Source organism: Streptococcus mitis (genome assembly GCF_009496155.1).
GTDB lineage: Bacteria > Bacillota > Bacilli > Lactobacillales > Streptococcaceae > Streptococcus > Streptococcus mitis_BQ.
Genome location: NZ_WIJP01000025.1, coordinates 1 through 12,699, shown reverse-complemented (window position 1 = coordinate 12,699; position 12,699 = coordinate 1). Strand labels below are relative to the sequence as shown.

The window sequence follows — 12,699 nt, the reverse complement described above, 5'->3', positions numbered from 1 at the left end:
TATCCCTAATTACCATCTCATACCCGATAACTTTTCGTCCTTTTTTTACAGTTGTTAGCTCTATGTCAGCATTGAATTTCATTTCTAATTCTTCGCATGCGACTAGGAGAGCATTTCTCTTAAATAAACCTGCCGGCCATGACTTCTCTTCACCTAAGAACCAATCCTGCCATTCCTCTAAACTCCCTTTAATGGTCGTATACTCTCGATTCCCTAAACGATAAGCTTCCCAAAGTTTCATCAAGATCAAAGAATACTTAGATTTTACATTCCCTAACTCATCCAAATGGAAAGAATAGTAGTTTCTTTTCAACTCAAAAACTAAAGGTCCTGCATCTTCGGAGAATTTAAACTCTACAAGCCCATCTTCAATAAATCTTATTCTGCTGAAAAGTTGAGTCATGATTATTGATCGTCTACCGTCAGGCAATGTTTCAGGGATATATAGAGCTGTATTCTCATTAAGTCTCGAAAAAGCTTCTGCAATTCGTCTATAATTCTGACCATTTTTGGTTAATCCGAAGTGCTTCATAATGTCAAGGCTATGAACTGTAAAGACATCACTAACTTTACTATCCTTCGTTACAGATGAAAAACAAAAGTCTAAAACCTTGTGTTCAAAAGCTTTTAAATTACCAAACGCTTTAGCTAAGTCATTCGCCTGGACGACTAAATAATTTTGACGAGAGGCTAGTTCTTCGTAGATTTTACTAGATTTTCTATTTGATACCATCTTGTTTACCTTTTACTGCGTTTCTTATTATGCTATATTCTATCAATTTTTATTTTTATAGTCAATAATAGGGTACAAAATAGTCAATAATAGGGTACAAAATAGTCAATAATAGGGTACAAAATAGTCAATAATAGGGTACAAAATAGTCAATAATAGGGTACAAAATAGTCAATTATTTATCTGCAATCCCTTGGTATTACTGAGTTTCTAAGGTAGACAAAGTAATATAAAGTAATATAAAGTAAGTCAGAAAGTAAATTAGAAAGTATCTTCTTAAGAAAAAAATCTATATTTTATTTTTTAAAAATAAAAAAATCTATTTTTCATTTCACCATTTATTGTCTAACCACTTGCAAATATAATGAACCAAAATCTCAACTTCAATAGCAATTAGAATATTAAAGATATTCTCCATTTTTATATCCTCCTTTTTGATAGATTTGCAGAGGGGCCTTCTGCATCTATGATCGTATCATGAGAAAAATGGGACTTTTTACGCTTTTCACTACAGCTTTAAATTTAAGAACCCCTCAGAGCCTCTATTTTGGTCGCTAAGGGTTCTCTTGAACATTTTTCATAGTTTTACCCAGTCAACTTATGTAAAACGCAATACGGGGCTAAAATATGCCTTTTAAAACATTTATTTTTTGTCTTTTAATTACTAGCAAAACAGCTATGATTTTTTGAGGGAATAATAAATTAGTACTACTGGGAGAATTTTGAGTTTTTTGGGTGAATACATACTTAAAAATAAGTGCAACAGAGGGCGATTTTTCTGTATTACAGCGTATTATTTAATAATACTATGTGCTATAATTGTGTTATATAGAAAAAGAGGTGGAAGTTTTGAGTGAAAAAATGACTGTCCTGAATATTAGGATGAGCACGGATGAAAAAGAAGATTTGAAGGCTAGGGCTGAAGAAAACGGAGACTCTATCAGTTCTTATGCTAGAAAAATACTCTTCCAAGAAGATAGCACAAGCTACTACGTTGATAATACAAATGTAATACAAGAAAAAGATGAGCGTATATCGGACCTAAAAAGTCAAATAGATGATTACAAGAAGCAAATTGATCAGCTGCACACGATTATTTTGGCAACTCAGAAAGATAATCAGTTGTTGATTGAACAGAAGACTAAGAGATGGTGGAAGTTCTGGAAGTGAGGATTTCGTTTTGATAAATTTAAAAGAACAAAAGAAAAATGCCCAAGCTATTCTCAATGCACGTGCGCTATATCCCGATAGCTCATTGACCGATCTCTATGATGAGTTAACCATGCCAGTCGAACTTAGACGAGCTCACCAGGCTAACGATAAAGCAGTTATGGAAGCTTATGACATGACAAAAATCGTAGACGAGAAGAAAACTTGGTTAACAGAAAGTTTTCTTTTCCGACCCTACAATATCCGTACAAGTTTTATAGGTTTCATAGAAATTTATACCTTGCTAAATTCAACAAACTGAAGCTTGTTTGTTGAATTTAGCTTTCTTGGTTTTCTTTTCTGGCAGTTCCGCATACATACCTTTCAGTAGTTCAGTAATCAAATCCATATCCTCAAATCTGTCGAATGCATACATCAATGTCTTTGAATCCTCATACGGATAACGCAATTCTGAGTCTGCAAGAAGTTTGTCCGATGTCGGCGTTCTCTTTAAAAATAGTTCATTATCGCAAATGTCACCTATCAGCTTACCGTTAAAATATATGAGGTAGCCGCCCATCATGGATCTTATGACAATATCACCTGCTGCAGAAAAAATCTCACGAACAAATTCATTAAATTCATTCACTATGATTACCTCCTTCAAAATCAAATATTCCTTTAATAAACGCCTGGGCATTTTTCTTTTGTTCTTTTAAATTTTGCAAAACGAAAACCTTACTTCCAGAACTTCCACCATCTCTTTGTCTTCTGCTCAATCAGCAACTGATTATCTTTCTGAGTTGCTAGAATAATTGTGTGTAGCTGCTCAATTTGTTTTTTGTAATCATCTATTTGACTTTTCAGGTCTGAGATCCGCTCATCTTTCTCCTGTATTACAACCGTATTATCATTGTAGTCGCCTGTATTATCAGGGTGAAAGAGCATTTTTCTAGCATAAGAGCTGATAGATTCTCCATTTTGTGTTGCTATTTCCTTTAGTTTTTCTTTCTCCTTTGTACTCATTCTAATATTGAGTACAGTCATTTTTTCAGTCAATTCTTTTACTCCCTCTATGTAATACAAGTATAACACATAGTATTATTAAATAACACACTGTAACACAGGGATAGTAGCCACTCCCAGGAATTGATAGTGATGAAGTTTTTAGAAATATATTGAGATAAAGTTCTTTGGCTATTTTATAACTCATGAATCTAGTAACTAAAGTAAGAAATATCAATTTATGTCTTGAAAAATGTTTAAACTTAGTTTATACTATTAATTAGACATGAAGGAACACGTGTCAAATAAATAAAAAATTGGAGTAATTTCGCAAGGAGAAATAGATATGATTAGCGTAGAAGTACCTAAAATAGTGGAAACACGGACGGTCCAAAAATGGGGTAACGGTCTAGGGATCCTACTGCCTAAATCAATGATAGATTCATTTGGACTTGCCAAAGGAGACATCCTTAATTTTGCTGTGGAAGGACAGCAAGTCACAATAAAGAATAATAAAGAAAATTTATTTATTCCAGAATATAAACTGGAAGATTTGTTGGCTGGTTTTGAGGAATATCAAAATCATTTTGAATGGGAAGAAATCCCTTTAGTTGGGGAAGAATTGTAAAAGAGATACAAAAATTTGTATCTCTTTTTGTATCTATTGACAAATGTTTAAACTTCGTTTATACTATTAAGTGAGCTAGAATACTAGCTATTAGATAACCGATAAGAAAGGATATAAAGCATGAAAATTTCATTTGAAAAAGGTAAACTAGGAAAACTATCACAAGGAGATTTGGTTTGGTTAGATCCTAATCCTGTACAAGGACACGAGCAGGGGAATTATCGACCATACGTAGTTATATCTCGAGAGGAAACTAACCGTTCCAACGTGGTCACATTGTTACCACTTACTAAAACTGAACGAAAGTTACCTTTTAGATATCCCGTTGAATTTTCTAAATACAGAGGTTGGGTAGTTATTGATCAGCCTAGAGCTTTTGATTTACGAGATCGATTTTATCAATTTGATGATGAAGAATTTTTATCAAAAGCAGAACTAGGGGATATCCTTGGGAGGTTCAAAGCTATCTTCTTTTAGATTAATTAGCCTAGTGAAGCTAGGTTTTTTATTTTTCAAATATTTTTCCGAGAATAGGTCATTTTGACTAAAAAATGGGTAAAATAAAAATGGAGGTAACTTTATGAAAATTATTAATAAACTTAATAAGATTTATGAATATAGAAAAACATTAGTTTCTATTACAGTAGTTTACAACTTAGTTTCTGCAGTGATTAAACTATTATTAATTCTATAGAGTGGAATAAAAAGCATTGCGTTAGTTTGTGATGCTTTTTATTTTATCATTGCACGGTTTGAAGAATGTGGAGGGCTGGGGCGCAGCAGGCTTATTCGGGGAGTCTGGGTAGCCAGCTGGAATCCCTCAAAGCTCAGCAGCTGACTCGTGTCGGACAGGAACTTACCATCCTTGAGCAGAAAATTCTTGATGCCAAGGCTGGTAAGGAAGTCCAAGGTAGTGTCGCACAAAAAGGCTCCATTATAGCCAGTGAGGACGGCGTTCTCCATCTCAATCCCGAGACAACAAGTTCTAAACTTGTCCCTGAAGGAACCCTCCTTGCTCAACTCTATCCACTCCTGATAAACGAAAAGATGGTCAAGATAACAGCTTACATTTCTTCTAAAGACATTGCCAGTCTAAAAGTAGGCGATGCTATTCGTTTTACCACATTGGATGATCTAAATAAACAACAAAAGCTGACTTCTACAATCTCTAGTATCGACACTACTGCCACCAAGACCGAGCAGGGGAACTTCTTTAAACTAGAAGCAGAGACCAAGCTATCAGATAAACAATCTCAAAACCTTCGCTATGGATTGGAGGGACGAGCTGTTATGATTACAGGCAAGAAAACATACTTCCAGTATTACGTAGACCAGTTTTTGAATAAAAAATAAATAGGATGAAGTGGAGGCTAACACCTCCACTTTTTGTACCCTTAAGTTTTGTATAGATGCCCCGATTTTTGTTTTAATCATGCAAAAAATGAGTTTATTTGGTGCTGAGACGATGATTCTGGGGGCTTTTCAGACTTTTTTGTGTATCATCTATCATCAAAAAAACCTAGAGCGCCAAGGGTTTTGATCGTTTTTAAGATGCTTTCTTTTAGAAAAGCATCTTTCCGAAAAATTGGTCTTTTTCGGAAAGTAGTCTATTTGTCAAAATATGGCAGAACTCGTGATTGTAACTCTTTTAAAAGGAGTACATACTCTTCAAGCTGGTCAGATGTGTAGTTTTTAATAACCCAATAATCACGTGAATACTTTTTGTCAGTAAAGTCATTTCTCCAAATTTCTTTTAGACCATCTGGAGCTAAATCAATTGCAGTCGCACCTTGTCCGATCTCTTCAAGTGCTTTTTCTGTTTCTTTTTTTGTCCAAGTTTTCTGAACATGATAACGCCAACTTGTCTGACTGCAATCTGCAAATATGGAGACTTTTAATTCCTCTACCTCTTTAAGTAGTTGTTCTTTTGTTGTCATAAATACGACCTATCAGGCTGTTCAGCCTGCCTTTCTTCTTTTATGCTTATATTATACGAAACCACGAATTAAAAAACTAACTATTTTTTAATTTATCCATTTAACCCAAAACGTCTTAAAACGTTGATATTAGCGAGTTTTTGTTATATCATTTTTTTACAAATAATTAGCAAACTAACTTTTTTAGGAGTTTTATATGGAAATTACTTTTAATTTAGACAAGCTACGGGGGATAGACTTCATATGACCATTAGATTGGAAAAGTCTCGAAAAACTACATAATGATGTAAACAGAGAAAATTGGGAGATGTTTTTTAGACCCTCTGAACTAGAAAAAGTATTTACAAGCACTTTAAAAATCACATCTAGAGATTTAAGAGAATTCCTTGATGATGTTTTTGGAATAAGCATGTCAGTAGATTCCACTAATAATCGTAATCAGCTGAATGCTATAATTAAAAAATATGCTCCAACAAAAAGAGGCCACCGAACTATATTAAATTACTATCAATTTCGTGATTTAATCTTATCAGATGATTTTAATAGGTTTGTACTAAGAAAACAAGATGAATCAAAATCAAATAATAAACGCTTAATGTACGAGGAACTTATGTACTTACAAGTGAATAAGTTCAAGGAATCGAACTTGTATCAAGAACAAAAAAAGAAAGATACTATATACTATGCGAGCGCATTGTCTCTTGTAGAAGGATTTGACCAAGTTCTAAAACAATACTACTCAATGTTTTTAGACCTCTGGCATATTCAACAAGTTGATTATAGATATATAGAAGCTCCAGCTGAAACAAAACAAATGTTAGATATTATATCTTATCGATTTAGACAAAAATATCCGTTAGTTTATAAGTTTGATTCCCGTGATGACGTGTACAATACAGACAAAAATCAAATTATTGAATGGTTCTTAAGAGACGTGGAAAGATGGGCAAATAATGAAATAAAATAGTCTACTTCACCAATTTTCTGCATGTTTCATGATATAATATAAACATGCAGAAAGTCACGGAAGTAGGGAAATTCTCCCAAGAAATCATTACTGAGTTTGGTCTCTCATATAATGAAAATGACCCAATTATTTTGGCGAAAAATCGTAAAAAGCATATGCTGAAACGACACGGGGACGAGTTCGCCGATTTTGAAAAAACGTACAGTCAAATTCCAGATATTTTAACAACCCCAGATTATGTAGGGTTACACCCTGACGGAAAATCCTTACAATTTGTAAAATTGCTCGAAGAGAATACTCTAGTTGCTATTCGTCTTGACCCTAAAAATGGAAATGTTCGCACCATGTACCCATTAACGGACAATAAACTCAAGAATTATCTGGACGCCAAAAGAATGCGGAAAATGTAGATTTTTTTGATAAAAAGGACGAAAAAGTTAACTTTTTTTTGTATTTTTTATATCTCTGTGATATACTTTAAGTAAGTGAGAAAAAGGAAAATAATAAGGACGGAACAGGCAGCCGTCACGCCCTCGTGGTCTTAAAGAGATGTGGGAAGGTCACCCCACTATTATTTTCTTTTAATCTTTTAATAAAAAATAACCCCTACGGCGGTAGGGGTTATTTTTTATTATGGCTTGAAGCCATAATCACTTGACTTTTATCTAATTTTATGCTAGAATATATATATCTAGTTACTCACTAGACTGTAACTAGCTCAATTTATATTGCTAGTATATCTGAAAAAAATATTAATTTACCAGGAGGTCAAATTTATGGCGGTTACGTATAGCGTTGCTCTCCCTGTCGTAGGGATTGATATTTGCTCGGCAAAAGAGGTGCTGGATGCTCACTTAGAGAAAGCTAACGAAGTAGGTTCTGTATACTTCAGCACAAGTAACAGAATGGACCCTAAAAAACTCACGAAAGTAAGTACAGTATTGCTTGTGAGTAAAGAATTTACTTATATTGCTGATTTGGTACTTTACCAATATTTTAATAAAAAATCAGCTCCTTTGGATGCTGCTGTTTATGCTCCAAGCCTGTTTGCAGACGATCAAGATTATCACTGGCTGAAACTTAAAAATATCAGGGAAATTAGCTTGGATGAATTGAATACTTTTCAAATGATAAACAAGGAAGCCCAAGAAAAATACAATGGTGTTGGGAACTATGTCGAAAATACAGGGCGCTTGCAAGTGTTCTATGCAAAAAAAATAAGCTAATTGCAACCAACAACTAGAAAAGAGCATTTCGTTTATACGAGATGCTCTTTTATCTGTAAAATTTCTAGCCTATTAAACTAGAAACTCGGCTTCTCGATGGCTCGAATCAAGTTTTCCCTATCATACTTTGATTTGCCCATGATTTTCTGTTACTCTAGTAATAGATAAAATTACAGGATGAAATTATGAAAAAATTAGACAAAAAATATAAAGAATTAGAGAGTTCTTTTGGCCCTGATGTTCAGTTATATATAGACTATTTTTTTACTACAAATAAAAGGGACTTGTACAGCTATCGCAAATTAAATAGTTTGAAAAAATTCCTCGATTTCTACGCAGGTAACCATCTTAAAAAGGCTACTAATGAATTAACCATGGACGATTTAGAGCAAACACCTGTAGAAGTTGTTGCAGATTATGTCAACTCTTTAGAGCTAAAACCAGACGGTAAAAAACGATTTATTAGTGTCTTAAACTCATTCTGGAACTACTACACTGTTGTATCATTCTCAGGTGATAGAAAAGCCCCACACTTCTACCGCAATGTTATGAACGAATGGATCAATGAGTATGGCATACTTTCTCTTTTTACATCAAAAAGAGGAGCAGGGAACACAGTACGAGTAGTTCATTATGATTTGCCACATATGCTATACTTTTTTGATGAAATTGATAAGAATGAGAAACCTACGAGTCCCTATGACTTCTTCCTTGATGAAGAAGCAGGCTCATCTAAATTGCTGAAAAATAAAGACAGAGATTTAGCAATCATCGCTTTACTTGCTGGAACTGGAGTTGATCTTGAACAATTAGCGCAAACTACTTATAGAGATATTGACTTACACAAACAGACGCTAATAGTTACATCTCCTAAAGGTGAACGAATTAAGAAACCGATTTTAAGTGAATTTATCCACTATATCTCACCGTACATCAAAGAAAGAGAGAAAATAGTATCTACTAATGCTAGTGATTCTCTATTTCTCGACTTCAAAAGAAGACCACTAACTGCTCCAAAAATATCAGGAGTAATAAGTAGGATAGAGCGCATTTTTGGAAAAGCTTTATCCGCAACCATTTTAAAACAGACTCATTCGTGCATTCTACTTGAGAAAAACAAGGATTTTTTGGATCTAATCTAAAGAGAAAAGTAAGATGCAGCCAAATTCATGCACTTTTTTCTCATGTATTCCGAACTTTTTATGTTTTGGTAGTCCTGCTACTAATTTTCTACTATTTTTAGACCCAAAACCCTACATTTCTGCTACCTTTCCCCCCTTTTCTGCTACTTTTAAAAATAAAAGCCTATACCTATACGATTTATGGACTAAAAAACCGTCCTACTATTACTATTAAAAAGAGGAAATAAAAATATTTTATGAATAAATTAGAACAGAATTATCAAGAATTGGAGAGCATTCTTTCTCCAGATATTCATTTATACCTAGATTACTTTTTCACTACGAATAAAAGGAACACCTCTAGCTACTATAAGCTAGTTGAGTTGAGAAAGTTTCTGGACTTCTATGCGACTGAATATCTAAAGAAATCTATCATCGAGATCACTATGGACGACCTAGAGCAGACACCTCTTGATGCAGTCGTTGATTATGTAGGCTCACTAAGGCTCAAACCAAATGGCAAGAAACTAGTCATTAAGATTTTGAGTGCCTTCTGGAACTACTACACCGTAGCATCTTTCACAATCGAGAAACAAGCGCCTCACTTCTATCGTAACGTGATGAACGAGTGGGAGGTTGTTTATGGTGCTGCTACTCTTTCCTCACAAGGCAAACCAAAGGAAAATACAGACTATATCGAAAGTTACAATCTTCAAGAAATCCTTGACTATCTGGATATGATAGACAATTATCTTGTAACATACCTTACCAAAACAAAAGCACGAAATTGGGAGCGAAACAAGGAACGTGATTTAGCGATTGTTGCCTTGCTTGCTGGAGCTGGAGTTGATATTGAACAACTCGCACAAGCTACGTATAGAGATATAGACCTACGAAAGAAAACTTTGACGGTTGTTAATCATAGAGGAGAGCTTGTCCAAAAATCAATCATTAAGGAATTTATCCCTTATATCGCTCCTTACGTTAAGGAACGAAAAAAATGGTATAGTGCTGATGCTACTATCGGCTCACTCTTCTTGAACTACAAGAAACAACCACTATCTTCACAAGGTATTGCATCCGTGATCCATAGAATTTCCACGGTTGCTAATAAACCTTTATCAGCTCTCATTCTAAAGCAGACACACAAGGATCTTTTGGAACTAGTCCAAAGACAAAAATAATATGTAACCACGTACTTTTTTCTCATATATGAGAGTTTTTGTAGATTTTCGTACCTTTTTCTCATGTATTACAAGATCCTCTATCCCCCTTTTGTTATTTTTAATTCAATTTTTCAATAAATAAAAAAGAGAGACTTAAATAGTACTCTCTTTTTTTACTTTGATTATCGGATATAAAGACTCATGAAAAAATCATTGTGAGGTATCTTGTAGTATTGTTTAGTAATCTCTGAAGAGAATACTAAGCCAATTCTTCCGTATTTATCCTTGTGTCTCTCGTAGAGTTTTTCAAAATAATCATGGTTGCTAACGTCGCCATAGTTCAATTTTACAAGGGGCATTTTTTCTTCATCAAAATAATCATCTATGTAATCCACGAATAAATGAAAAGGATTATCTTTATCTTCTAATCGGTAAACATTTACAACTTCATAAGGCATGATACGTTCATTCTTAATCAACTTCTCCATCAATCTTTTGTTTTCTTGGATATCATCTATCACTATATCGTGCATGATAGCCTCTGATATCTGAGATAACGCATTGACCTCTGGTAATGCAAACAAGATCAAGTTACTCTCTTGTGTTTTCTCGTAGTAAGAAAAGCCACTATCTCCAAAAGGTACGGTATATAAATTGTCAATAAAATTCATAATACGCATATGCAGGCGGTTGTCTTTTGGCTCTGAAATATTATCAAAGACAAAGAAGATTGTATCTCCTCGATAATACTTCTCTTCAAAATATCCCAATATCTTTCCGAGCAGCTTGAAGTGAGGCTCTGTATTCCTGTCATACTCAATAAAATACCTCTGACCTCGAACGAAGATCACTGCATCTGGTACAAGTGATATAAGTTTTCTATTAAACGGGAAAAAGTAAGTAATGTTCAATTCTCTAGGTGATAAATCTGTGCACTGTTCAACGATTCGTCTTCCGATTTTCAGCGCTAATCTTCTTGTATGATAATCATGTAGATGTATTTTTCTGATGCCATCTTTTCCGCCAGACATTTTGTTTATCTTGAGGCTATAATGCGAACCTTTAAATTCTGTTACCTTTGTCAATTCAATAAGGCCTGGAATCTCATGCATGATATCTAACAACCATTCAGCAAATCCTTTAGTAACATACATAAATTTAGTCTTGCCGATTCTGTAGTTATCTTCAAAATGACTCATTGGCATATTTCTATTCCCTATGAACGAATAGAGTGTTCTGTTATTTAATTCTTTACCTGTGAGAATGAAGTACTGATCCAGGACCATTTCTCTTGAAAAATACTTTAAGCGAATTAAATGATACATGAGTAAGATTGTATCTCTTGTAAAATATATCCTTTCGCTATTGGGGGTTGGTAAATAATAAGCTACCGCATCTTTTGGGATCTGCTCTATTTTTTCTTTGCTTTTTCTTTGTTTTCTTTTAGCGTTCATAAATCATTTTCTCTTCTCTATTTTTATAAAGTATCCTTCTTTCACTTTTTCATATACTTGTATTTCAGGCCAATCTTCTTTACGAAATAAATCAGCAATTCTTCTTTCCTCCTCGATAATATTCCCATTTTTGTCCTTTTTTATTTCAAGTTGATAGACTGTTTCTGATACATAAAGTGTTAATTCTTGATCGATGTTATCCACTGTGAATTGCAGGAAAATGGGATAATCATGAAAGACACTATCACTTTTTTCATAAGGTCCTAGAAGTTGTCTATATGAGACTAATCTAAGTTTAGTTTGAATACTTTCTATAAAACGTTCAAATTGATTATTAGTATTATTATCGTAAAGTTCAGTTGCATATTCTGATATAATTGCAATATCTAAATATGAGATGGTTACGCCCTCTTGTGAGTATCTATTATGTATTATCTCTAATATTCCAAAAATAATCTCTACTTCATTCTTAGATAAAGACCCTAACCAGAAATGTTCTGGAAAACCGCTATTATGATGTATAACTGCTATATACTCTTTTTGATCTTTTTTTAATTTTGACATTGATTGTACGATCCTTTTTGTTTCTTATATATATTTTATCACGCCTCATTTCACATTAAAAGCTATCATAGCCCAAATCGGACTATGATAGCCGAAAACGATTTCTTCTCAAAAATCAACTCATTTTTAGCAGCTACAGCACGTTCAATTTATAGTTCAAATTTTAGTCATATTCTAAAACATATTAAAAGTAGAGGTGACACCCTTATAAAGTCACCTTGTTTTAAAATCGACTTTACACTTACAGGGACGTGGGTTTTCGGTTCTTCTTTTGAACCACTATGTTTCTCGACCTAAAAAACCATTAACCACCTCATTCCTATTTCGTTATAAATCAAGCAATATCAAGGAGTTACAACAACATTTTTTGCCTAAGATGTTTCTCAACCTAGAAAATAATTAACCACCTCAGTGAAATATTGCTATAAAGCTAGTAGCACCAATGAGTTAATAAACTCTTTTTTAATCTCTATCTTTCTCAAAGAAAAAGGGCTGCATACGCAAGCCCCAACTCTTAATATAGGTTCAAAAATTAGCTACTTTTACAAAAAATCGTAGATATCTGTCTGATGTGACCTTTTCTCTGCCTCTACGATTATATCTGCAGTGGTTGGCTTCCGTCTATCCCTAATTACCATCTCATACCCGATAACTTTTCGTCCTTTTTTTACAGTTGTTAGCTCTATGTCAGCATTGAATTTCATTTCTAATTCTTCGCATGCGACTAGGAGAGCATTTCTCTTAAATAA

14 protein-coding genes and 3 pseudogenes are annotated in these 12,699 nt (G+C 33.9%); 10 read left to right on the top strand and 7 right to left on the bottom strand.

Annotated features, from left to right (window positions below):
• Positions 1-733 (bottom strand): replication initiation protein (locus GEZ84_RS10275; protein ID WP_153224462.1); only part of this gene is annotated, 733 nt, incomplete at its 3' end.
• 849 nt (positions 734-1,582) lie between these two features.
• Between GEZ84_RS10275 and GEZ84_RS10270 the strand changes: the two genes are divergently transcribed.
• Together GEZ84_RS10270 and GEZ84_RS11000 are read left to right on the top strand one after the other, a co-directional pair.
• The gene (locus GEZ84_RS10270) at positions 1,583-1,903 is read left to right on the top strand and encodes a plasmid mobilization protein (protein WP_228113043.1); all 321 of its coding nucleotides are present in this window, start codon (positions 1,583-1,585) and stop codon (positions 1,901-1,903) included.
• A 34-nt stretch (positions 1,904-1,937) separates the two neighbouring features.
• Positions 1,938-2,204, top strand: a pseudogene (locus GEZ84_RS11000) (type IIL restriction-modification enzyme MmeI); the annotation flags it as partial.
• Here the strand turns inward: GEZ84_RS11000 and GEZ84_RS10260 are convergent.
• Both GEZ84_RS10260 and GEZ84_RS10255 read right to left on the bottom strand, forming a co-directional pair.
• Entirely contained in the window at positions 2,193-2,531 is a 339-nt protein-coding gene (locus GEZ84_RS10260; protein ID WP_319946450.1) for a TfoX/Sxy family protein, read from the bottom strand. The pseudogene GEZ84_RS11000 and the gene GEZ84_RS10260 overlap by 12 nt on opposite strands.
• 89 nt (positions 2,532-2,620) lie before the next feature.
• Complete coding sequence (locus GEZ84_RS10255; RefSeq protein WP_228113041.1) at positions 2,621-2,941, bottom strand: plasmid mobilization protein; 321 nt, start codon at positions 2,939-2,941, stop codon at positions 2,621-2,623.
• A 292-nt stretch (positions 2,942-3,233) separates the two neighbouring features.
• On the opposite strand from GEZ84_RS10255, the gene GEZ84_RS10250 reads away from it, so the two are divergent.
• The 3 genes and pseudogenes from GEZ84_RS10250 to GEZ84_RS10240 form a co-directional block, all read left to right on the top strand.
• A complete protein-coding gene (locus GEZ84_RS10250) occupies positions 3,234-3,515 on the top strand; it encodes an AbrB/MazE/SpoVT family DNA-binding domain-containing protein (RefSeq protein WP_153224460.1) in 282 nt (93 codons plus the stop codon).
• Positions 3,516-3,635: 120 nt separating this feature from the next.
• A complete protein-coding gene (locus GEZ84_RS10245) occupies positions 3,636-3,992 on the top strand; it encodes a type II toxin-antitoxin system PemK/MazF family toxin (protein WP_153224459.1) in 357 nt (118 codons plus the stop codon).
• Positions 3,993-4,283: 291 nt separating this feature from the next.
• Positions 4,284-4,868 (top strand): annotated as a pseudogene (locus GEZ84_RS10240) (HlyD family efflux transporter periplasmic adaptor subunit); the annotation flags it as partial.
• 254 nt (positions 4,869-5,122) lie between these two features.
• Here GEZ84_RS10240 and GEZ84_RS10235 read toward each other — a convergent pair.
• Entirely contained in the window at positions 5,123-5,452 is a 330-nt protein-coding gene (locus tag GEZ84_RS10235) for a hypothetical protein (RefSeq protein WP_153224457.1), read from the bottom strand.
• Between the two features lie 307 nt (positions 5,453-5,759).
• On the opposite strand from GEZ84_RS10235, the gene GEZ84_RS10230 reads away from it, so the two are divergent.
• The 5 genes from GEZ84_RS10230 to GEZ84_RS10210 all read left to right on the top strand — a co-directional run bounded on the left by GEZ84_RS10230 (position 5,760) and on the right by GEZ84_RS10210 (position 9,950).
• Positions 5,760-6,419, top strand: coding sequence for a hypothetical protein (locus GEZ84_RS10230; RefSeq protein WP_153224456.1), 660 nt, complete (start codon positions 5,760-5,762; stop codon positions 6,417-6,419).
• 44 nt (positions 6,420-6,463) lie between these two features.
• Complete coding sequence (locus GEZ84_RS10225; RefSeq protein WP_194252071.1) at positions 6,464-6,829, top strand: PBECR2 nuclease fold domain-containing protein; 366 nt, start codon at positions 6,464-6,466, stop codon at positions 6,827-6,829.
• Positions 6,830-7,195: 366 nt separating this feature from the next.
• Positions 7,196-7,645 carry a hypothetical protein gene (locus GEZ84_RS10220; protein ID WP_153224455.1) on the top strand — a complete coding sequence of 150 codons (450 nt, stop codon included), beginning with the start codon at positions 7,196-7,198 and terminating at the stop codon, positions 7,643-7,645.
• A 185-nt stretch (positions 7,646-7,830) separates the two neighbouring features.
• The gene (locus GEZ84_RS10215; RefSeq protein ID WP_153224454.1) at positions 7,831-8,787 is read left to right on the top strand and encodes a tyrosine-type recombinase/integrase; all 957 of its coding nucleotides are present in this window, start codon (positions 7,831-7,833) and stop codon (positions 8,785-8,787) included.
• 236 nt (positions 8,788-9,023) lie between these two features.
• Positions 9,024-9,950, top strand: coding sequence for a recombinase XerS (locus GEZ84_RS10210; RefSeq protein WP_153224453.1), 927 nt, complete (start codon positions 9,024-9,026; stop codon positions 9,948-9,950).
• Positions 9,951-10,114: 164 nt separating this feature from the next.
• Here GEZ84_RS10210 and GEZ84_RS10205 read toward each other — a convergent pair whose 3' ends face one another.
• From GEZ84_RS10205 to GEZ84_RS10995, 3 genes and pseudogenes are all read right to left on the bottom strand, one after another.
• Positions 10,115-11,386 carry a hypothetical protein gene (locus tag GEZ84_RS10205; protein ID WP_153224452.1) on the bottom strand — a complete coding sequence of 424 codons (1,272 nt, stop codon included), beginning with the start codon at positions 11,384-11,386 and terminating at the stop codon, positions 10,115-10,117.
• A 3-nt stretch (positions 11,387-11,389) separates the two neighbouring features.
• Positions 11,390-11,950: a hypothetical protein gene (locus tag GEZ84_RS10200; protein ID WP_153224451.1), complete on the bottom strand. Its 561-nt coding sequence runs from the start codon at positions 11,948-11,950 to the stop codon at positions 11,390-11,392.
• Positions 11,951-12,492: 542 nt separating this feature from the next.
• Positions 12,493-12,699 (bottom strand): annotated as a pseudogene (locus tag GEZ84_RS10995) (replication initiation protein); the annotation flags it as partial.